Consider the following 19,496-nt stretch of genomic DNA (forward strand, 5'->3'; position numbering starts at 1 on the left):
CTAGTAACCGTCCTCGGCTCCGATGGGGATCTGCCCGTCCCGTGCCGCAGCCTCGATGCTGGACACGAGTCGCGGGCAGCTGTCCTTCACGTCACGTGCGCCGGTACGCCGGGCCAGCGCGGTGCAGTGCCCGCGCGCCTCGGTCGTCCACTGGATCGACGTGTGGTGGTCGCTGTTCTTCTTCACGCCGACCCGCGCCAGGCAGTCCAGGCACTCGACCTCGACCAGACGCGCAGCCGTGTAGAGGCGCTGGTCCTCGATGGTGTCGGCGCTGGTGGGGACGAAGGAGGCCATGGCTCAGGTGCCCGACATCATCTGCGGGATCTCGGCCGAGTCGTCGGCGGAGTCGTCGACCGACTCGTCCTCGGCCGCCTTCTTGCGCAGGTTCTCGGCGACCTCGTCCTGCCAGTACTCGTTGGCCTTGGTGGTGTCGACCTCGAACTCGAAACGGTCCACCATCTCCGGCTGGATGTCGTCCTGGTCGACGTAGAACTGCTCGTACCACCGGCGCAGCTGGTAGACGGGCCCGTCCTCCTCGCAGAGCAGCGGGTTCTGCACCGGCACCTTGTTCTTCCAGATGTGCACGTCCTGGAGGAAGCCGCTGCCGAACATCTCGGCGTACTTGTTGGCGATGAAGTCGGTGGTCTTCTCGTCGAGCCCCTCGGGCTTCTTGACGACGATGCCGTACTGGAGCCGGAACGAGTTCGGGCCGGTCGGCACGTGGCAGTTGACCAGCACGACCTCGGTGTTGAAGCCCTTGTAGTCGGTGTCGAGCCAGTTGATCATGTACGACGGTCCGTAGTAGGTGGCCTCGGACTTGAGGAAGAGCTCGGCGTCGCCGTACCCCTCGGTCTTGTCGGGCCGGCCCTTGGACTCCATGAACTGCGTCGCGAGGGTGCCCTCGAAGACGTTGCGGAAGCTCGTCGGGAACGCGAAGTGCACGTAGTAGAAGTGCGCCATGTCCACGACGTTGTCGATCAGCTCGCGGCAGTGCGAGCCCTCGATCTCCTCCGCGACCCAGACCCAGTCGGTGTACTCGCCCTCGGCGAGGCCGGCGAGCTGCGGGGGCAGGATGTCGTAGTCGGCCTTGGAGCCCTCGGTGTCGTGCCAGATCAGCAGCTGGTCGTTGACGATCGCGGTCTCGTACTTCTGGGTGCGGGCCCGCAGCGGCACGCGGCGCGCGTAGGGGATCGCCTTGCACTTGCCGTCCCCGCCCCAGCGCCAGTCGTGGAAGGGGCAGGCGATCTCGTCGCCCTTCACCTCGCCCTGGGTGAGGTCGCCGCCCATGTGCCGGCAGTAGCCGTCGAGGACGTTGAGCTCGCCCTTCGTGTCCTGCCAGACGACCAGCTGGCCGCCGAACGCGCCGACCCGGTGTGGCTTGCCGTCGCGGAACGAGTCGGCCAGACCGATGCAGTGCCACCCACGCGCGAAGCGCTCGGGCGGGGTGCCGTGGTCGAGAGCGCGGACACTGGCTGCAGCGTCGGTCATGGCAAGCCTCCAGACATGTGGACCAAAACGAGAACAGGTTATAGTTTTTGGGTCGCGGATTCCAGCGCACCCCACCTTCCCACCGGGAGATCTGATGCACATCGCCCTGACGCCCGAGCAGGAAAATCTCCGTGAGGAGCTGCGTGAGTACTTCGCCGCGCTCGTCACGCCGGAGGTGAAGGCGGGTCTCGCGTCGGCGACCGGTGAGTTCGGGGACGACGCGGTCTACAAGCAGGTCATCCGCCAGCTCGGCACCGACGGCTGGCTCGGCATCGGCTGGCCGACGGAGTACGGCGGGCAGGCCCGCTCGATGGTCGACCAGCTGATCTTCACCGACGCGGCGGCGGTCGCCGGCGTACCGATCCCCTACCTGACGCTCAACACGGTCGGGCCGACGATCATGCGCTACGGCACCGACGAGCAGAAGGAGTACTTCCTCCCCCGCATCCTCCAGGGCGACCTGCACTTCTCGATCGGCTACTCCGAGCCCGGCTCCGGCACCGACCTGGCCTCGCTCAAGACCCGGGCGGTCCGCGAGGGCGACGAGTGGGTGATCAACGGGCAGAAGATGTGGACGTCGCTGATCCAGTACGCCGACTGGCTCTGGCTCGCCTGCCGCACCGACCCCGACCTGCCCCGCCACAAGGGCCTGTCGATGATCCTGGTGCCCGCCGACTCCGCCGGCTTCTCCTACACCCCGGTGCACACGGTCGCGGGCGTCAGCACCAGCGCGACGTACTACGAGGACGTGCGCGTCCCGGCGAGCAACCTGGTCGGCGAGCTCAACGGCGGTTGGGCGCTGATGACCAACCAGCTCAACCACGAGCGCGTCGCGCTCACCTCGGCCGCGCCGCTGACCTACTCGATCGACATGGTCCGGCGCTGGGCGCAGGAGACCAAGAACCCCGACGGCCAGCGGGTGATCGACTCCGAGTGGGTCCAGATCGCCCTCGGCCGCGCGCACGCCCGCACCGAGGCGCTGCGCCTGATCAACTGGAAGCTCGCCGCCGACGCGGACGCCGGCGTCCAGCTCTCCCCGGCCGAGGCGTCGGCCACCAAGATCTACGGCTCCGAGCTCGCCACCGAGGTCTACCGGGTCCTGATGGAGATCGTCGGCCCGAACGCCGGCATCACCGGCGCGTCCGAGGGCGCGGTCCTGGCCGGCCGGCTTGAGCGCTTCTACCGCTCCGCGCTCGTGATGACCTTCGGCGGCGGCACCAACGAGATCCAGCGCGACATCATCGGGTACGTCGGCCTCGGCCTCCCCGCAGCGAAGAGGAACTGACTGACATGGACTTCCGTTTCACGCAGGAGCAGGACGAGGCGGCCGAGCTGGCCGCCAGCATCCTCAAGGACCGCGCCACCAACGAGCGGCTCAAGGCCGTCGAGGCGCAGGGCGACCGGTTCGACCGCGAGCTCTGGGCCGCCCTGGGCGAGGCGGGCCTGCTCGGGCTCGCGCTCCCCGAGGCGTACGACGGCGCCGGGCTCGGCCTCGTCGAGCTGGCCCGCGTGCTGGTCGAGGTCGGCCGCGCCGTCGCGCCGGTCCCGCTGGCCGCGCACGGTCCGGCCTCGCGCCTGGTCGCCGAGCTCGGCTCCGACGCGCAGCGGCAGCAGTGGCTGCCGGGCGCCGCCTCCGGTGCCAACGTGCTGACCGCCGCGGTGGCCGAGGAGCGCGCCTACTCCCCCGCCCGGCCGACGACGGTCGCCACGCCGGACGGCACGTCGTACGTGCTCACCGGCAGCAAGGCGATCGTCCCGGCCGGTCCGTACGCCGACGCGTTCCTGGTGCCGGCCGAGACGCCCAGCGGCGTCGGCGTCTTCCTCGTCGAGCCCGGCGACCAGGGCGTCACCGTGGTCGCCCAGACGTTCTCCGACGGCGACGGTGTCGCCCGCCTCGACCTCGACGGTGCCGTGCTCGCGGCGGACCGCCTGGTGGGCGCCGCGGACGGCGCGGCCGACCAGCGCCTCCGGCAGCTGCTGCTCCTCGCCGGCTCGGCCGAGCAGCTCGGCATCACCGAGGGGGCGCTGGCGCTGACCTCGGCGTACGCGAAGACGCGCGAGCAGTTCGGCCGCCCGATCGGCACCTTCCAGGCCGTCTCGCAGCGGCTGGCCGACGGCTACATCGACGTCCTCGGCCAGCGGCTCACGCTCTGGCAGGCCGCGTGGCGGCTCGACGAGGGGCTGCCCGCCGACAGCGAGGTCGCGATCGCGAAGCTGTGGGCGGCCGACGCGGGCCACCGCCTCGCGCACACCGCGGTCCACGTGCACGGCGGCGTGGGCATCGACCTGGACGGCGAGACGCACCGCTACTTCACCTCGGCCAAGCGCTTCGAGTTCCTGCACGGCGGCGCCACCGAGCAGGCCCTCAACGTCGGCCGGATCCTGGCGGCCGAGCCGGCGTGACCGTGATGGTGGTTTCGAGGATCGCTTCGCTCGCACCTCAACCACCGGTGCACGGTGGTTGAGGTGCGAAGGCCGCCAGGCCTGAGCCTCGAAACCACCATGCCCACGGTGCGCGACCAGCTGCTGGCGCGCGCGGAGGACGACTCGACCGGCCTGCTCTTCGAGGACGAGTCCTGGACCTGGGCCGAGGTGGTCCGCGAGTCGAGCGTGCGCGCCGCCGTGCTGTCGAGCCTGCTGCCGGCCGGCGAGCCGCCGCACGTCGGCGTGCTGCTGGAGAACGTCCCCGAGTTCGCGTTCGTGCTCGGCGGGGCCGCCCTGAGCGGTCAGGTGGTCGTGGGCCTGAACCCCACTCGCCGCGGGGCTGCGCTCGCGGCCGACGTACGGCGCGCCGACGTGCAGGTCGTCGTCACCGACGCCGCGCACGCGGACCTGCTCGCCGACGTCGACGTGCCGGTGCTGCCGGTCGAGTCGCCGGACTGGACGGCGCTGCTCGAGGAACACGCGTCGGCGGAGCTCCCGGCGGCGGACGTCGGGCCGGACGACCTGATGATGCTGATCTTCACGTCGGGCACCTCCGGTGATCCGAAGGCCGTCAACGTGACGCAGGCGAAGGTCGCCTACCCGGGGCAGTTCCTCTCCGAGCGGTTCGGGCTCGGTCCGGCGGACGTCGCCTACCTGTCGATGCCGATGTTCCACTCCAACGCGATCATGGCCGGCTGGGGCCCGGCGCTCGCCGCCGGCGCGACGGTCGCGCTGGCCCGGCGATTCTCCGCCTCCGGCTTCCTGCCCGACGTACGCCGGCACGGTGCGACGTACGCCAACTACGTCGGCAAGCCGCTGACCTACATCATGGCGACGCCCGAGCAGCCCGACGACGCCGACAACCCGCTGCGGCTGGTCTTCGGCAACGAGGCCAACGACCGCGACATCGCCGGCTTCGGCGCTCGCTTCGGCTGCGTCGTCGTCGACTCCTACTCCTCGACCGAGAACGCCGTGATCGTCCAGCGGGTGCCCGAGATGCCACCGGGCTCGCTCGGCCGTCCCGTCGACGGCGTCAAGGTGCTGGACCCGGAGACGATGGCCGAGGCGCCGGACGCGGAGTTCGGCCCGGCGGGCGAGCTGCTCAACGCCGAGGCCGCGACCGGGGAGCTCGTCAACACCGCGGGCGCCGGGGCGTTCGCGGGCTACTACAAGGACCCGGACGCCGAGGCCGAGCGGATGCGCGGTGGCATGTACTGGTCCGGCGACCTCGCCTACCGCGACGCCGACGGCTTCGTCTACTTCGCCGGGCGCACCGCCGACTGGCTACGCGTCGACGGCGAGAACCTCGGCGCCGCCACGATCGAGCGGATCCTGCTGCGCCACCCCGCCGTCGACGAGGCCGCGGTGTACGCCGTGCCGGACGAGTCGGTCGGCGACCAGGTGATGGCCGCGCTCGTGGTCCGCGGCTCGCTCGAACCGGTCGGGTTCGAGGCGTTCCTCGACGAGCAGGCCGACCTCTCCCCCAAGGCCCGGCCCCGCTTCGTCCGGGTCGTGTCGACGCTGCCGCGGACGGCCACCAACAAGGTGCTCAAGCGCGAGCTCGCCGCGGAGGGCCCGGTCGCCGGGGACGGCGTCCTGTGGACCCGCGAGGCGCGCGGCACGTCGTACTCAGCGTGAGGGCGGCGGCGACGGCTCGTTGTCCTCGTCGGTGAACGGCGTCCCGCCACCGAAGGAGTCGGAGACCGCGGCGCCGTCGAGCACGCGGTACGGCGTGGGCGAGCTGGCCGCGCGACGGCGGAGGGCGTCGAGCGGCACGGCGCCGTCCGAGGCGACCACGACCAGGTTGCCGAGGCGCTTGGCCCGCAGGGTGGCCGGCTCGGCGGTGAGCAGGACCGACGGGAAGACCGTCCGGAGGGCGGCGACCGCCCGTCGGGTCCACCCGAAGGGTGCGCGGTCGGTCAGGTTGAGGGCGACGACGCCGGACGGACCGACCACCCGGAGCAGCTCCGCCGCACAGGACGTCGTGACCAGCTCGCCCGGCACGCGAGCGTCCGCGAACGCGTCCACGACCACCAGGTCCGCGAACCCGTCGCGGAGTGCCGCGAGCCCGGAGCGCCCGTCCACGTCGCGCACCCTGATGCCGCTGGTCCGCGGCAGCGGCAGGTCGCGCCGCACCAGCTCGGTCACCGACGCCGCGGGCTCGAGCACCACCTGGGCGGAGCGTGGCCGGGTGGCCGCGACGTAGCGGGGCAGCGTCATCGCCGCCCCGCCGACGTGCACCACCCGCAGCGGCACCCCGGCGGGGGCGACCGCGTCGACGACGTCGGCCAGCCGGCGCACGTAGTCGAAGACGATCCGGGTGGGGTCGTCGAGGTCCACGTGGGACTGGTCCATCCCGGACATCCGGAGCACGAACGAGCCGGGTCGGTCTCCCGTCACGATCTCCGCTTCGTCCACGTCCGCAGCGTGCCACGCCTCGCCCGCAGCGGGTGACCCCCGGGGCGGCGGTGAACCGCTAGGTTCGCGCCATGGGACGGCTCCGCCTGGGCGACTTCGGCCGTGCGCTGCTCGCCCTCGTCGGCGCGACGGTCGGCCTGCTCGTGGCCTCGTGGCTGATCCCGAGCTTCGACGTCGGTGGCTGGGAGGGCGCGCTGCTCACCGCGGTCCTGATCGCGGTCTTCGGTGTCGCCCTGCGGTTCGTCCTGGTCCGCGGCGCGGTGCTCCTCGGCTGGGTCGGCGCCCTCCTGCTCGGACTCTTCGGCCAGGCCATCGTCGTCTGGCTCGTCGTCTACGCCCCGCGCGGCGGCAGCGCGGCCGACCTCGGCTGGGCGTTGCTCGCCTCCTGGATCATCGCCGGGGTCTCGACCCTGTTCGTCTGGGTCGGTACGGCGGGCACCGACGACGCGGTCACCGCGTCCCTGATCCGCCGTGCCCACCGCCAGAAGGTGACGGTCGACGACCCCGGCCTGCCGGGCATCGTCTTCGTCCAGGCCGACGGCGTGCCGTTCCCGGTGCTCGACTGGTGCGTCCGGGCCGGCACGCTGCCGACGCTCTCGCGCTGGGTCCGGTCCGGCTCGCACCGCTCGGTCGAGTGGCGCCCGAAGCTCCCGGCCACGACGCCGGCGAGCCAGATGGGGATCCTGCACGGCACCATCGAGGGCATCCCCGCGTTCCGGTGGCTCGACCGCCCGAGCGGCAAGGTCTACGTCGCCAACCGGCCCGCCGACGCCGCGCTGATCGAGGCCTCCCACTCCGACGGACGCGGCCTGCTCGCCGACGACGGGGTCTCGGTGAGCAACCTCTTCACCGGCGACGCGACCACGGCGTACGCGACCATGAGCGCGATCGGCCGCGCCAACGAGAGCCGGGAGTCCCGGCGGGCCATCTCGGAGTTCCTGAGCCGGCCGAACGGCTTCGCGCGCAGCATGTCGCGGGCCGTCAGCGAGATCGCGCGCGAGCGGTTCCAGGCCACCCGCGCCGTACGCCGCGACATCCGGCCGCGCGTCCACCGCGGCTGGGCCTTCGCCGGCGAGCGGGCCGGGCTCAGCGGCGTCATCCGCGACCTCAACACCGCGATGGTCGCCGACGCGATGCTCAAGGGCCGGCGCAGCGTCTACGTCGACTACGTGGACTACGACGCCGTCGCGCACCACGCCGGGATCCTGCAGCCCGAGTCCCTGGACGCCCTCGCCGGCATCGACGCCGTGCTCGCCCAGATCGAGGCGGTCGCCGCCGTCGCGCCCCGGAAGTACCACATCGTCGTGCTCTCCGACCACGGACAGTCGCAGGGCGAGGTGTTCGCGGACAGGTACGGCGAGGACCTCGCCGCGCTGGTGTCGCGCCTCTCCGACAGCGCGGCGATCGCGTCAACCGGGAACGCCGAGGGGCGCGGCTCGCTGCAGTCGATGGTCGCGGGCGGCGCGGGCGACGACACGGTGCTCGGGCGGGCCCTGCGGCGGGCGTCGGACCGGGCCGAGGAGCAGATCCAGTCGCAGACGTTCGAGACCCGGAGCCCCACGAAGGCCGAGGAGTTCCTCGTCTTCGGCTCCGGCAACCTCGGGCTGGTCTACGTGACCGGCGAGCAGCACCGGCTCACGATCGACGACCTCGCCGAGCGCTACCCCGCGCTGGTGCCCGGCCTGGTCTCGCACCCCGGTGTCGGGTTCGTGGTCGTGCACACGGACGAGCACGGACCGGTCGCGCTGGGACCCGGTGGCGAGCACCGAGTGCGCGACGGGGCCGTCACCGGGGTGGACCCGCTGGCGAGGTTCGGCCCGCACGCGCCCGAGTTCGTGCTCCGCGCCGCCACCATGCCGGAGGCGCCCGACATCTACGTCAACAGCCTGATCGACGACCTCGGCGAGGTCGCGGCGTTCGAGGGACTGGTGGCGTGCCACGGTGGACTCGGTGGCTGGCAGGACCGGGGCATGGTCGTGCACCCGGTCGACTTCGAGATGCCCGAGGAGATGGTCGTGGGAGCGGACGCGCTGCACCGCGTGCTGGTCGGTTGGCTGGAGCAGGTCGGGCACCGCGCCGCGCTGGCGCAGGAGGACGTCCATGGCTGAGTCGAGGGTGTCCGCCCGCTTCTTCGTCAAGGGCAGGAACCTGAGCCGTCGTCCGATCGACGCGATCCTGCTCGTGGTCGGGGTCCTGGTGGCGCTCGCGTGCGTGCGCGCCGCCGAGCACCGCGGCGTCCTCGACGATGCCGTCCGCCACGTCGCCGACGACCTCCCACGCTGGGTGACGGCGCTCTTCGACGCGACGTACACCCTCGGCGCGGCGTACGTCGTGGTCGTCGTGGTCGCCGTGGTCGTCACGATCCCCCGCCGGGGCGTCCTCCCGATCACCTTGGTCGTCGCCGTCGGCGTCGCGGTCGCCGGCACGTTCGTCGCGTCGTGGCTGGCCGGAGCCGGCTGGCCGGACCTCGACCCGGCGCCGGTGCGGTCCGGCTCGGCCCACGGCTTCCCGACCGTGCGGGTCGCGGTCGTCACCTCGTTGCTGCTCGTCCTGCGGCCGTGGGTGGTGCTCACCTACCGGCGCCTCCACATCCTGGTCGTCGTGCTCCAGTGCTTCGCGGCCTGGGCGATCGGCATCGCCGGCCCGACCGACGTGATGGGCGCGCTGGCGCTCGGCATCGTCGGCGCAGGTACGGCGCTCGTGCTCCTCGGGTCGCCCGCGGGCCACCCCGATCTCCAGCGGGTCGCGGGCAGCCTCCGCAGGCTCGGGCTCGACGTGAGCGGCCTCCGGTTCGCCGACCGGCAGCCGTGGGGAGCCCGGATCCTCTACGCGGACTCGACCGCCGGCGAGCCGCTGCTGGTCAAGGTCTACGGCCGCGACGCCACCGACGCGCACCGGGCCTCACGGTGGTGGCGGATCCTCCTCTACCGCGACCAGACCGAGCCCGGCGCGACCCGGCTGCAGCTCGTCGAGCACGAGGCGCTGCTGACGATCCTGGCCGAACGGGCCGGCGTCCTCGTCGACGACGTGGTCGCCGCCGCCGAGACCGACGGCGACGCGGTGCTCGTCCTGGGCGGGCCGGCGCCGGCGCTGGCCGACGCCGAGACGATCGGCGACGACACGCTGCACGAGGTGTGGGCGGCCGTCTCCCGGATGCACGCAGCCGGCATCACGCACGGCGAGCTCACCCTGGCGCGGATCGCGGCCACCGTCCGGGGGCCGGTGTTCTCGGAGTGGGCGTCGGGCACCGTCGCCGCCACGGACGCCCAACGGGCGCGGGACGTCGCCGTCCTGCTGGCCAGCCAGTCGCTCGCGGTCGGACCGGAGCGCGCGGTCGACGCGGCCGCGGCCGGCCTCGGTGCCGACGGCGTGGCCGCCGCCCTGCCCTACCTCCAGCGCGCCGCCATGCCCCGGTCGATGCCCGGCGCCGACCTGAAGACGACGCTGGCCCGGATCGGCGAGCTGGTCTCGGACCGCACCGGCGTGCCGGCCCCCGAGCCCGCCGAGATCGTCCGGATCAAGTGGCGCAACATCCTGACGACGGGCCTGATCCTGCTGGCGGCGTACGGACTGCTCAGCATGCTGATCGAGCTGGACTGGGTGACCGTCATCGACACCTGGCGCAACGCCACGTGGAGCTGGGTCCTGATCGGGCTCGTGGTCGCCCAGCTCACCTCGGTCGCCGACGCCGGCACCGCCATGTCGACGGTGCGCACCCGACTGCCCCTCGGCCCGCTCGTGCAGCTCCAGTACGGCGTCAAGACGATCGGGCTGGCGATCTCCGCCACCCTCGGCCGGGTCGCGCTCTACACCACCTTCCTGCGCCGCTTCGGCGAGGGGCCGGCCACGGCCGTCACCGCAACGGCGCTGGACTCGTTGGCCGGCACCGTCGCCAACGTGGTCGTCGTCCTGGTCGCGCTGGTGGTCGCCTCGAACACGCCGGACCTCGATCTCTCCGGCCCGGACAACCTCGACCGGATCCTCCTCTACATCGCCGTCGCCGTCGTGCTCTCCGTCATCGCCGTGGCCCTGGTGCCCAAGCTGCGGCAGGCCGCCGTCACCGCGGCGCGCAGCGCCTGGGACTCGCTCCGCGTGGTCACCGAGAGCCCCGGACGGGCACTCGGCCTCTTCGGCACCAACCTCGTGTCGCTGATGATCACGGCGGTCGCGCTGGCGTGCATGGTCCAGGGCCTGCAGCCGTCCATCTCCTACGGCACCGCGCTCTTCGTGACCGCGGCTGCCGCAGCGTTCGCCGCGATCATCCCGGTGCCCGGCAACGTCGGGGTCGCCGAGGCGGCGATCTCCGCGTGCCTGGTCGGGCTCGGCATGGACAGCGGTCCGGCGTTCGCGGTCGCGGTCACGCAACGGATCGCGACGTCCTACCTCCCGCCGGTGTACGGCGTGTGGGCACTGCGCTGGCTGCGCAAGCAGGACTACATCGACTGAGCGGCGGCCTCGGACTCCCGAGCCGCCCAGCCGAAGACCCCCTGCGACATCGTCGAGGCCTCGTGCGCGGCGCGCGTGGAGAAGACCCGGGCCCGGACCGCGGCGATCGCCGGGTCGTCCGGCGCGGCCTGCGAGGCCAGCTCCGCCAGGTGACCGGCGAGCCGGTCGTCGCCCGCCTCCAGGACGGCGAGCGCCCGGTCCGCGAGCCGCGTCGGTCCGCCGGCGAGGTCGGCCAGCTCCGTCGCGAGCGCGGCCGCGGGCGCCGGCTTGAGGTGCGCCGGGTCGCCGTCCCACCAGCCGCCGTACAAGCGCCAGACGTTGCGCACGACGAACTCCGGCTCGTCGTACACCGGCCGCAGGTAGGGCCGCTCCAGCAGGTGCTGCGGTCCGCGGACGGTGTGCACGATCTCGTCGAGCCGGGCGCCGGCGTTCATCATCGCCACGGTCTCGTCGTGCAGGTGGTCGAGCAGGTCGGCGCTGTCGGTGAGCGCCTGGCGGATCCGGTCGGCGCCGATGACGGGCACGCCGTGACCGGGCAGCAGGACCTCCGCGCCGAGGTCGGCCATCGTGCGCAGGCCGGCCGCCCACTCGCGCGGGTAGCGCTGCACCTTCTGCGGGTTGCCCGCGTTGGGCGAGGCCCAGATGAAGAGGTCGCCGCTGCAGAGCACCTTGCGCTCGGGGACCCAGGTGTAGGTGTGGTCGTCGGTCTCGCCCTTGCAGTGCGTGAGCTCGAGGCCGAGGCCGCCGACGGTGAGGGACGTGCGGTCGGCGTACGTCTCGTCGGGGTAGCGGTACTCGCGCGGCCAGCGCAGGTCGGGCAGCCCGAACTGACGCTGGTTGATGACCTCGTTGTAGCCGGCGGTGAGGACGTAGCGGTCGAAGCGAGCCGGCATCCGCTCATGGGCGACGACGCGCGGCGCGGCCCAGCCGTTCTCGCGGGCCTCCTCCTCGAACGGCGCGACGCCGAAGACGTGGTCGATGTGACCGTGGGAGAAGACGGCGGTGTTCAGGCGGGTGGTGTTCCAGCGCCGCAGCGTGTCGTGGATGTGCTGGGCGAACGGCGCGCTGCCGGTGTCGACGAGCGTCAGACCGTCGTCGGTCGCGAACGCCGAGACGTTGGCGAAGGCCGGCACGAAGGCGACGCCGTCGGTGATCTCCTCGGCCTCGCCGGACAGCGAGAACGGGTGCGTGTCCTCGATCCGGCGCCTGCCGGTCCAGAGGTCGTCGGCGACGTCGATGATGCTCGCCTGGGCGTTCATGGCAGCTCCTGGATGAGGGTGTCGACGACCACCGTGGTGGCCGATCCGGTGGCGGACGGGGACGCCGCGGTGATCACGACCGAGGTCCAGGTGCGGCCGTCGCCGACGGGGACGCCGTCGACCTCGAGGACCAGGCGCCCCGGGCCCGGCTCGGGCACGTCGCCCGCGTCGAGCAGCTCGACCAGCACCCGCTGCTGCCCCGCTACGGAACCCCCGACGGGGCGGCAGACGGCGATGATCGTCGACAGCATGCCCGCGTCCTTGTGGACGTGGCGCTCGATGAAGTCCGGACGCTCCTGCATGTCGACGAAGGACCGCACGGAGGGATAGCGCACCACCGCGACGCGGTCCCAGTGCTCGCTCGCGGCGACGTCGCCGTACAGGACGACCTCGGCCCCGAGGTCGTGCAGGATCGCCAGCGGGGCGTAGAGGTCGTCGGCCTCGCGGCCCGTGCGGCCCACGCCGGCGTCCGGGTGGCCGGCCGGGTAGTCGGCCAGCTCGCGGTAGCGCATCAGGTTGAGCATCAGGAACGGCGCGTCCTGCTCTGCCGGGAGCGACTGCAGCCGGGCGACGTAGGCGTGGTCCAGCACGCCGTACCGCGACTCCTCGGTGTGTGCAGGCACGCTCGGAGTGTAACTATTGGCAGTCAGCGTGTCATTAGTTTGGGGCCGCGAGCAGTGCCGTCACACCGCCCACCAGCGCCCGGCGGGTCCGGCTGATCGACAGGCCGTGGCGGACGCGCATCGCCTCGATGGACTCGAAGGAGCACAGCGCGTCGATGCTCACCAGGAGCTCCTCGCTGCGGGCCTTGCCCAGGCCGCGCGTCTCGGCGGCGAACTGGGCGGCGACCTGCTCGCTGAGCAGGTCCCGGCGCGCCTGCACCTGGTCGGCGATCTGCGGCGAGAACGGCGCGCGGAGCATCGCCGCGCGGATCGACGGCGCGAGCTTGCTGTGCAGCACCAGCCGCTGGTTGACCAGGGCCAGGACCCGCTCCTCCTGCGTGCCCTCGCCGAGCTCGCCGAGCCCGTAGAGCTCGCCGACCAGCGCGATCCGTCGCTCGATCGCGAGGTGCAGCAGGGCCTCGGTGTCCTCGAAGTAGCGGTAGACCGAGCGCAGCGACACGCCCGACCGGGCGGCGACCTCCTCGACGGAGGGCGAGAAGTTCCCCTCGACGAACATCTCGTGGACCGTGTCCAGCACGGCGTCGCTGTTGCGACCCCGCCGCGCCGTACGACCGTCCACGTCCTTGGGCATGTGCGTGAGGGTACGTCGTCCGCGGCCTTGCGGCGACGCCGCAGAGCAACATCTTTTGGCAATCTGGTGCCAAATGGTCGTTGACACCGGCCCGTCGTACGGCATGATCCCGAGTCATGACCGACCTGCCGGGGGTGTTCGGGAGCGTCGCTCCCTACATCGATGACTACGGCTACCTCGCCGTCGCCGGGATGGTCTTCCTCGCGAACCTCTGCATCCCGGTGCCGGGGGACGCCACGCTGATCGTGGCGTCGATCTACACGGTCTCGGGCGATCTCGGTCTCGTGCCCGTGCTCGTCGTCGCCTGGACGGCAGCGGTGCTCGGCGAGTGCGCCGCCTTCGCCATCGGTCGGTACGGCGGCCGTCCGCTCGCGATCCGCCTCGGGCGTCGCTTCGGGGTGACCCACGACCTGCTCGACCGGGTCGAGGCGTTCTACGCCCGGCGCGGCACCGCCACCGTGGTCGTCGGCCGCTTCGTCCCGCTGCTGCGTCGCGCCAACGGGCTCGTGGCCGGTCTCACCGAGATGAGCTGGCACCGGTTCCTGGTCGCCAACATGGTCGGCGCCGCGCTCTGGGTCGGCGTCTGCACGATCGTCGGCCGCCAGGCCGGCAACAACATCGACACCGTCAACACCGTCCTCGAGCGCGTGGCGCCACTCCTCGGGCTGCTTCTGGTCGTCGTGATCGTGCTCTCCGTCGCGCGACGTCGTCGCCGCCGGCGGGCCGCCGAGGAGGAGCTCCGATGATCGAGGTCACCCTGCTGGGCACCGGGAGCCCGCTCCCGGACCCGCACCGGGCCGGGCCGGCGACCCTGGTGCGCGCCGGGTCCGCGACGTTCTTGGTCGACGCGGGCCGCGGCGTCGTGATGCGCGCGGCCGGGGCGGGCTCGGGGCCGAACCAGCTCACCGCCGTACTGCTCACGCACCTCCACAGCGACCACGTCACCGACCTCGGCGACCTGGTCACCACCCGCTGGATCACGACGTTCGAGCCTTCGCCGCTGATCGTGGTCGGGCCGCCCGGCACGAAGGCGGTGACGGCGGCCGTCCTGGAGTCGCTCGCGCCGGACGTCGGCTACCGCACCACCCACCACGCGGACCTCGACGGTCCCCCGCCGGTGCACGTGCAGGAGGTCTCGACCGGCGTGGTGTGGGACGCCGACGACGTGATCGTCCGGGTCGGCGCCACCGACCACCGTCCCGTCGAGCCGACGCTCGCCTTCCGGATCGAGCACGACGGAGCCGCGGTCGTCGTCGCGGGCGACACCGTCCCCTGCGCGAGCCTCGACGCCCTCTGTGCCGGCGCCGACGCCCTCGTGATCACCGCGATCCGGCGCGACCTGCTCGAGCCGGTCCCGCTCCCCCGGCTGCAGGACATCCTCGACTACCACTCGTCCGTCGAGGACGCCGCCAGGACCGCGACCCGCGCCGGCGTGGGCACGTTGGTCCTCACCCACTACGTCCCTGCCCCGGTCCCGGGCGCCGAGGACGAGTGGCGGGCGGTCGCGGCCGCCCACTTCGCCGGCCGGATCGAGCTCGGCGACGACCTGCACGCCGTCCGGATCGGCTAGGCCAGGACCGGCGACGGCCGGAAACCCCGGAAGGTGAGCCACAGCCCGAGGCCCAGCTCCCACGCGGCGATGGGCAGGGCGCACAGCCCGGCGACGACCGTGAGGTCGTCAAGACCGCCGAACGTGACGACCATCGTCTTGGCGACCAGCAGCGGTGCGCCGATGAGGCCGAGGACCGGCAGGATCCGCGGCACGAGCCCGGCCCGGTGCAGGACGGTCGCGAGGAAGAGCGCGTTGATCGCCGGCATGACGCCGGGACCGAAGAGGAAGGTCCAGCCACGTACGTCGACCAGCCCGTGGGCGACGGCGGCGAGCCCGGCTGGTGCGTCCGCCGTACCGGCGAAGTCCTGGCGCAGCGTGACGACCGCCAGGATGCTGACGACGCCGACCAGGATGAGGCCGGCCTCGACGGTGCGGGAGGCAACGAACCCGAGGGCGGCGGTCCGGCTGACCCGCCGGGTCACCGGGTAGAGCGCGATCGCCGTGGCGACGCAGGCCAGCGCGGTGATCAGCTCGAAGGCCCCGCCCAGGACCACCTGGGACTCGTTGCCAGCGCCCTGGACGAAGCCCGTGGGGTCGTCGGTGGCGGGGTGGAGGAGCAGGACCGCCGGCATCGAGAAGACGAACGTGGCGAGGTAGGCGAGACCGCCGAGCAGGGCGGTGCGGCGCGCGTTCATGAGGTGCTCCTGGAGGTGAGGATCCGGACCCGCGCCCTGTGCAGCTGGGGCATGAGTCCGTAGATGACGACTGGGACGGCGATGGTGGCGAGCACGAACGTTCGCAGCACCGGGGACATGGGGCGCAGCCAGTCCGCGAGCGTCAGGTTGATTACGGTCAGGGTCGGGAACACGCACAGCCAGATCATCAGGGCGAGCTGGTGCTTGGTCGGGGGGCCGATGGGCCGGGTGTTGTTGTCCATGCTGGGAGCGTGCGGCCCCCGTCCCCGTCTCGGCAACGATCGTTGCCGAACCCGGGACGCACGCGCTTCCATGGCTCCATGGACGACCCGAGCTCCCGCATCGCCACCGCCCTCGACCAGGTCGGGCCGCGCCTGAAGCGGCTGCGCTCCCTGCGCTCGACCAGCCTGGCCGAGCTGTCCGAGCGCACCGGGATCTCGAAGAGCACGCTGTCCCGGTTGGAGACCGGTCAGCGACGCCCGAGCCTGGAGCTGCTGCTACCGCTCGCCGAGGCGTACGGCGTACCGCTGGACGAGCTGGTCGGTGCACCCGAGGTCGGCGATCCCCGCGTGCACCTGAGGCCGCACCAGGTCCACGGCCGCACCGTGATCCCGCTGACCCGCCAGCCCGGCGGGGTCCAGGTGTGGAAGATCGTCATCCCGACCTCGAAGAGCACGGTCGAGATGAAGACCCACGAGGGCTACGAGTGGATGTACGTCATCGCCGGCCAGCTGCGCATCGTCATCGGCGAGCACGACCTCGTCCTCGGCCCGGGCGAGGTCGCCGAGTTCGACACCCGCGTGCCGCACTGGTTCGGCAGCACCGGGGAGGCACCGGTCGAGGTGCTCTCCGTCCTGGGCCGCCAGGGCGAGCGGATGCACGTCCGTGCCCGGCCGAAGGCTCAGGCCTCCGGCGCCACCGCGCGGGCGTAGGCCTCCCACGACGACAGGATCGGGCCGGAGACGTCCCAGTCGGCCGGGGCCTCGAAGTAGCCCGGGTGGTGCTGCTCGGTGTAGGCCCGGATCTTCGGCGGCACGTCGTCGAGCCCGCGGATCGTCTTGCGGCTGTGCAGCCGGCCGGTCATCACGCCGCCCTCGAGGCCCGAGCCGCCCATCCGCATCCACGGCCAGAACGGCGAGACGCGGGAGAAGCCGGCCCGGAAGTGCGCCGAGGCGAGGTCGCGGTCCTCGAGCTCCCGCTTCGAGGTGTAGATGACGAAGTGCTCCGAGGGGTTGATCGTCGCGCCGGTCGAGGACCGCGGCCAGCCCGAGGGCGTGACCGGGTTGGGGTACTCGTGCGCGTAGTCCCACTCGAGCAGCACCTCGTCGCCGTACACGGCCCACGGGAGGATGAACGGCAGCGAGCCGTCGGCGTTGGCGTCGACGTTCTCGTTCATCGCGACGCCGTGCTCCTCGGCGTCGCCGACGTACAGGTTCGGCATCTCGAGGGTGAGCTCGCCGCCGATCCTGTCGTTGAGGAACGGGAAGACCTCGACCGTCTCCCCGGTGAACGGGTTGTCCCACGTCTCGATGACCTCGCCGGAGCGGAGGTCGTAGAAGAAGCCGGTCTCCTTGCCGCGCATCTGGAGGCGCTCGGCCGGGCCCTCGCCGACGAACCGGACCTTGGTGATGCCGGTGCCGGCGTACCCGAAGAGCGGCTGCAGGCGCTGGGTCCCGATCGAGGCGTACATCGCGCCGTGGAACGTCGAGACCAGCGGCTCCTCGCCGAACGTGCCCCAGGTCTTGCCGAACGCGTAGAGGTTGTCGCGCGGCGACGCCGCCAGGTCGAGCGGCACGGTGCTGGTCACGGCCGGACGCTAGCGCAGAAGCCGGCCCTCAGAAGCAGAAGCCGCCGGTCCACTCCGCCGGCGTCGCCTGAAGCGCGGACCCGAGGACGAGGACGGGCACGACGGCGACGACCGGGGCCGGCAGCAGCCACCGCACCCAGGGCCGGTGGGTCCGGGCGGCGACCAGTGCTGCCGTCAGCCACGGGAGGACCGAGATCGCGACGATCACCCACAGGTAGACGCGCGCCTCGTGCAGCGCCGCAAGGCTGGCCGGGTCGTTGCAGCTGCCCTTCGTCGCGTAAGCCTCGACGACGGCGGCGAACGCCATGACGAGCGTGTGGACGACGGTCAGGACCGCCAGTCCGGTCCAGGCCCACCACCGCCACGGGCGACGGGGGCGGGTCCGGCGTTCGGCGAGCGCTGCGGATTCCATGTACCCACCTTGGTCGGCCCGGGGGTGCCTCGCCTGAGTAGCGGGGCTCAGCGCCGCGTGTGCCGAGACGAGCCCAGCTTGATGAGCAACGGCTCGACGCGGTGGTGCACCGGCGCCAGGGCGGACCAGAGGAACCGCCCACCCTGCGACCGCGTCGTCGCTCCCCCGTGGCGCCAGCCGTAGACGCAGCACGAACCGCCACCCGACGACCACGAACCATTGCAGACAGCGGCGGATCCTCCAGGATGCGTCGCGACCACTGCTCGGCCGACCGGTCGTCGGCGTCAGGGAACTCGGCCTGGAATGCCGACGCGTAGTCGGGCTCCCCACCGGCCAACGCGCCGATCACCGCGGCTGGCTCGACACGGCGCACACGAGTCCCGCCTGCAGCTTCCACGAGGGCATCATCGCTCGACCGGGCTCAGCCGACCAGCACCCAGCGTCCGGGGTCGACCTGCTTGAAGGCGGGGTGGCGGAGCGCGACGAGGGGTGGCGCGGGTGAGGTGTAGGTGTGCCCGGTCGGGGTGGTGGTCTCGACCTGGTGGCCTGGTGAGGGTCGTGGTCGGGCGCGCCAGCCGGGTGCCTGCTTGGCGTGGTTGCACTGCTCGCAGAGGCCTTGGCCGTCGAGGACGGTGGTGTGGCCTCCGTCGGCGATGCCGGTGATGTGGTCGCGGTGCCGGATGGGGGCGTTGCACCATGGCGTGCGGCAGGACTGGTCACGCAGGTCGATCGCCTCGCGCAGGCGGCCTCGGAAGAGGCGCTGGCGTGAGTCCATGGCCACGAGCTCGCCGGTGTCGGGATCGGCGTAGAGGCGGCGTAACCAGGCCTGGGAGCCGGTGTCGAGGTGGTCGGCCAGCAGCTCGCGGGCCAGGCCGGCCGGGATGGTGCCGTAGCCGTCGAGGTGGGCGGTGTCGTGGGCGCCGCCGAGCAGGGCGTGGTCGGTCATCACGACCCCGAGGGAGACCGGCGGGACGGGTCGCCCGTCGATGGTGGGGGCGCCGGTGACGCGTGCGACCAGGGTGTCGGCCATCAGCTGGCCGCGGGTGCGGGGGTCGCCGGCGGCGGTGTCGCGGTCGGCTGCGGCCGACAGGACGGCGTACACCGCGACGGCCTGGGCGACCGGCAGCAGGACGGTCAGGTGGGCCATCGTGTCGGGTGCGGGTCGGATGCTGACCCGGCGTTCGGTCTCGGCGCGGCGGCGGCGCTCGGCGACCGAGGCGGGGTCGAGGCGGGCGGCGAGCTTGTGGAGCTCAGCGAGGACGACGCGGTCGGAGTAGGACTCCAGCGCGTCGGGGTCGCCGGCGATCGCACGGTCCACCGCGCGGCGGTCCTCCAGGGTCAGGCAGGCGGTCTCGCGGGCGATCACGGTGGCGCGCCACTCGGTGATCCGACCCGCGTCGAACGCGGCGCGGGTGTGTGGGAGCTCGGTGTCGAGGACCTTCGCGAGCCCGAGGTGCAGGCGACCCCGGTGCGGTGACTCGCGGCGGGCGAGAGCGACCTGCTCCGCGACGCCGCGGCCCTGCCGCTCGGCCGGCACACCCCGATCGGCCAGCGCAGCCCGCTGCGATCGGTCGAACGCAGCGGCGAGGCGCGCCTGTCGCGCCTGGGCCGCGCAGACCAGCTCCTCGAGTGCGCGGATCTCGTCGATCATCACACCGTCGTCGGAGGGCAGGTCGGCGCACGCGAGGTCGACGGCCCAGCCGTGAACGGCGGCATCGTCGACTCCCGAGTGGTCGAACAT

At 72.5% G+C, this 19,496-nt stretch carries 19 protein-coding genes; 8 read left to right on the plus strand and 11 right to left on the minus strand.

What is annotated here, in order from left to right:
• Positions 1-294 (minus strand): hypothetical protein, encoded by a 294-nt coding sequence (locus tag ACFPYL_RS14000; protein ID WP_379155145.1) that lies wholly within the window; start codon positions 292-294, stop codon positions 1-3.
• Positions 295-297: 3 nt separating this feature from the next.
• A complete protein-coding gene (locus ACFPYL_RS14005) occupies positions 298-1,488 on the minus strand; it encodes a Rieske 2Fe-2S domain-containing protein (protein ID WP_379155148.1) in 1,191 nt (396 codons plus the stop codon).
• Between the two features lie 94 nt (positions 1,489-1,582).
• Here ACFPYL_RS14005 and ACFPYL_RS14010 point away from each other — a divergent pair, with 94 nt between their 5' ends.
• From ACFPYL_RS14010 to ACFPYL_RS14020, 3 genes are all read left to right on the plus strand, one after another.
• Positions 1,583-2,773: an acyl-CoA dehydrogenase family protein gene (locus ACFPYL_RS14010; protein ID WP_379155151.1), complete on the plus strand. Its 1,191-nt coding sequence runs from the start codon at positions 1,583-1,585 to the stop codon at positions 2,771-2,773.
• A gap of 5 nt (positions 2,774-2,778) precedes the next feature.
• The gene (locus tag ACFPYL_RS14015) at positions 2,779-3,891 is read left to right on the plus strand and encodes an acyl-CoA dehydrogenase family protein (protein WP_379155154.1); all 1,113 of its coding nucleotides are present in this window, start codon (positions 2,779-2,781) and stop codon (positions 3,889-3,891) included.
• A gap of 99 nt (positions 3,892-3,990) precedes the next feature.
• Positions 3,991-5,550 carry a long-chain-fatty-acid--CoA ligase gene (locus ACFPYL_RS14020; protein ID WP_379155157.1) on the plus strand — a complete coding sequence of 520 codons (1,560 nt, stop codon included), beginning with the start codon at positions 3,991-3,993 and terminating at the stop codon, positions 5,548-5,550.
• On the opposite strand, the gene ACFPYL_RS14025 is transcribed toward ACFPYL_RS14020, so the two are convergent.
• Positions 5,542-6,330, minus strand: coding sequence for a spermidine synthase (locus tag ACFPYL_RS14025; RefSeq protein WP_379155160.1), 789 nt, complete (start codon positions 6,328-6,330; stop codon positions 5,542-5,544). The genes ACFPYL_RS14020 and ACFPYL_RS14025 overlap by 9 nt on opposite strands.
• Before the next feature lie 71 nt (positions 6,331-6,401).
• On the opposite strand from ACFPYL_RS14025, the gene ACFPYL_RS14030 reads away from it, so the two are divergent.
• Complete coding sequence (locus ACFPYL_RS14030; protein WP_379155163.1) at positions 6,402-8,438, plus strand: phage holin family protein; 2,037 nt, start codon at positions 6,402-6,404, stop codon at positions 8,436-8,438.
• Positions 8,431-10,776, plus strand: coding sequence for a lysylphosphatidylglycerol synthase domain-containing protein (locus tag ACFPYL_RS14035; protein WP_379155166.1), 2,346 nt, complete (start codon positions 8,431-8,433; stop codon positions 10,774-10,776). Before ACFPYL_RS14030 ends, ACFPYL_RS14035 begins: the two co-directional genes overlap by 8 nt.
• Here ACFPYL_RS14035 and ACFPYL_RS14040 read toward each other — a convergent pair.
• Genes ACFPYL_RS14040 through ACFPYL_RS14050 form a run of 3 tightly spaced genes read right to left on the minus strand, consistent with a single transcriptional unit; the run spans position 10,764 to position 13,289 of the window.
• Complete coding sequence (locus ACFPYL_RS14040) at positions 10,764-12,035, minus strand: alkyl sulfatase dimerization domain-containing protein (RefSeq protein WP_379155169.1); 1,272 nt, start codon at positions 12,033-12,035, stop codon at positions 10,764-10,766. The two genes, ACFPYL_RS14035 and ACFPYL_RS14040, sit on opposite strands and share 13 nt — an antisense overlap.
• On the minus strand, positions 12,032-12,658 hold the full coding sequence (locus ACFPYL_RS14045) for a hypothetical protein (RefSeq protein ID WP_379155172.1): 627 nt from the start codon (positions 12,656-12,658) through the stop codon (positions 12,032-12,034). The genes ACFPYL_RS14040 and ACFPYL_RS14045 overlap by 4 nt, the downstream gene beginning before the upstream one ends.
• A 34-nt stretch (positions 12,659-12,692) precedes the next feature.
• Positions 12,693-13,289: a TetR/AcrR family transcriptional regulator gene (locus ACFPYL_RS14050; RefSeq protein ID WP_379155175.1), complete on the minus strand. Its 597-nt coding sequence runs from the start codon at positions 13,287-13,289 to the stop codon at positions 12,693-12,695.
• Positions 13,290-13,405: 116 nt separating this feature from the next.
• On the opposite strand from ACFPYL_RS14050, the gene ACFPYL_RS14055 reads away from it, so the two are divergent.
• Both ACFPYL_RS14055 and ACFPYL_RS14060 read left to right on the plus strand, forming a co-directional pair.
• Complete coding sequence (locus tag ACFPYL_RS14055; protein ID WP_379155178.1) at positions 13,406-14,035, plus strand: DedA family protein; 630 nt, start codon at positions 13,406-13,408, stop codon at positions 14,033-14,035.
• Positions 14,032-14,859, plus strand: coding sequence for a ribonuclease Z (locus ACFPYL_RS14060; RefSeq protein ID WP_379155181.1), 828 nt, complete (start codon positions 14,032-14,034; stop codon positions 14,857-14,859). The genes ACFPYL_RS14055 and ACFPYL_RS14060 overlap by 4 nt, the downstream gene beginning before the upstream one ends.
• On the opposite strand, the gene ACFPYL_RS14065 is transcribed toward ACFPYL_RS14060, so the two are convergent.
• Positions 14,856-15,536, minus strand: coding sequence for a DUF4386 domain-containing protein (locus tag ACFPYL_RS14065; RefSeq protein ID WP_379155184.1), 681 nt, complete (start codon positions 15,534-15,536; stop codon positions 14,856-14,858). The genes ACFPYL_RS14060 and ACFPYL_RS14065 overlap by 4 nt on opposite strands.
• A complete protein-coding gene (locus ACFPYL_RS14070; RefSeq protein ID WP_379155187.1) occupies positions 15,533-15,778 on the minus strand; it encodes a hypothetical protein in 246 nt (81 codons plus the stop codon). Before ACFPYL_RS14070 ends, ACFPYL_RS14065 begins: the two co-directional genes overlap by 4 nt.
• 78 nt (positions 15,779-15,856) lie before the next feature.
• Between ACFPYL_RS14070 and ACFPYL_RS14075 the strand changes: the two genes are divergently transcribed.
• Positions 15,857-16,468, plus strand: coding sequence for a helix-turn-helix domain-containing protein (locus ACFPYL_RS14075; protein ID WP_379155190.1), 612 nt, complete (start codon positions 15,857-15,859; stop codon positions 16,466-16,468).
• On the opposite strand, the gene ACFPYL_RS14080 is transcribed toward ACFPYL_RS14075, so the two are convergent.
• From ACFPYL_RS14080 to ACFPYL_RS14090, 3 genes are all read right to left on the minus strand, one after another.
• A complete protein-coding gene (locus ACFPYL_RS14080) occupies positions 16,438-17,343 on the minus strand; it encodes a DUF1838 family protein (protein ID WP_379155193.1) in 906 nt (301 codons plus the stop codon). The genes ACFPYL_RS14075 and ACFPYL_RS14080 overlap by 31 nt on opposite strands.
• Before the next feature lie 28 nt (positions 17,344-17,371).
• Entirely contained in the window at positions 17,372-17,755 is a 384-nt protein-coding gene (locus ACFPYL_RS14085) for a hypothetical protein (RefSeq protein ID WP_379155197.1), read from the minus strand.
• Between the two features lie 421 nt (positions 17,756-18,176).
• Positions 18,177-19,496 carry an HNH endonuclease gene (locus ACFPYL_RS14090; RefSeq protein WP_379155200.1) on the minus strand — a complete coding sequence of 440 codons (1,320 nt, stop codon included), beginning with the start codon at positions 19,494-19,496 and terminating at the stop codon, positions 18,177-18,179.

Origin of the sequence: Nocardioides hankookensis (assembly GCF_042658885.1) — a bacterium.
Taxonomy (GTDB): domain Bacteria; phylum Actinomycetota; class Actinomycetes; order Propionibacteriales; family Nocardioidaceae; genus Nocardioides; species Nocardioides hankookensis.

What these genes read in the sequence shown, in the direction of transcription:
- ACFPYL_RS14000 (WP_379155145.1), bottom strand. Translation starts at nt 294, where the DNA reads ATGGCCTCCTTCGTCCCCACCAGCGCCGACACCATCGAGGACCAGCGC.
- ACFPYL_RS14005 (WP_379155148.1), bottom strand. Translation starts at nt 1,488, where the DNA reads ATGACCGACGCTGCAGCCAGTGTCCGCGCTCTCGACCACGGCACCCCG.
- ACFPYL_RS14010 (WP_379155151.1), top strand. Translation starts at nt 1,583, where the DNA reads ATGCACATCGCCCTGACGCCCGAGCAGGAAAATCTCCGTGAGGAGCTG.
- ACFPYL_RS14015 (WP_379155154.1), top strand. Translation starts at nt 2,779, where the DNA reads ATGGACTTCCGTTTCACGCAGGAGCAGGACGAGGCGGCCGAGCTGGCC.
- ACFPYL_RS14020 (WP_379155157.1), top strand. Translation starts at nt 3,991, where the DNA reads ATGCCCACGGTGCGCGACCAGCTGCTGGCGCGCGCGGAGGACGACTCG.
- ACFPYL_RS14030 (WP_379155163.1), top strand. Translation starts at nt 6,402, where the DNA reads ATGGGACGGCTCCGCCTGGGCGACTTCGGCCGTGCGCTGCTCGCCCTC.
- ACFPYL_RS14035 (WP_379155166.1), top strand. Translation starts at nt 8,431, where the DNA reads ATGGCTGAGTCGAGGGTGTCCGCCCGCTTCTTCGTCAAGGGCAGGAAC.
- ACFPYL_RS14040 (WP_379155169.1), bottom strand. Translation starts at nt 12,035, where the DNA reads ATGAACGCCCAGGCGAGCATCATCGACGTCGCCGACGACCTCTGGACC.
- ACFPYL_RS14050 (WP_379155175.1), bottom strand. Translation starts at nt 13,289, where the DNA reads ATGCCCAAGGACGTGGACGGTCGTACGGCGCGGCGGGGTCGCAACAGC.
- ACFPYL_RS14055 (WP_379155178.1), top strand. Translation starts at nt 13,406, where the DNA reads ATGACCGACCTGCCGGGGGTGTTCGGGAGCGTCGCTCCCTACATCGAT.
- ACFPYL_RS14060 (WP_379155181.1), top strand. Translation starts at nt 14,032, where the DNA reads ATGATCGAGGTCACCCTGCTGGGCACCGGGAGCCCGCTCCCGGACCCG.
- ACFPYL_RS14065 (WP_379155184.1), bottom strand. Translation starts at nt 15,536, where the DNA reads ATGAACGCGCGCCGCACCGCCCTGCTCGGCGGTCTCGCCTACCTCGCC.
- ACFPYL_RS14070 (WP_379155187.1), bottom strand. Translation starts at nt 15,778, where the DNA reads ATGGACAACAACACCCGGCCCATCGGCCCCCCGACCAAGCACCAGCTC.
- ACFPYL_RS14075 (WP_379155190.1), top strand. Translation starts at nt 15,857, where the DNA reads ATGGACGACCCGAGCTCCCGCATCGCCACCGCCCTCGACCAGGTCGGG.
- ACFPYL_RS14085 (WP_379155197.1), bottom strand. Translation starts at nt 17,755, where the DNA reads ATGGAATCCGCAGCGCTCGCCGAACGCCGGACCCGCCCCCGTCGCCCG.
- ACFPYL_RS14090 (WP_379155200.1), bottom strand. Translation starts at nt 19,496, where the DNA reads ATGTTCGACCACTCGGGAGTCGACGATGCCGCCGTTCACGGCTGGGCC.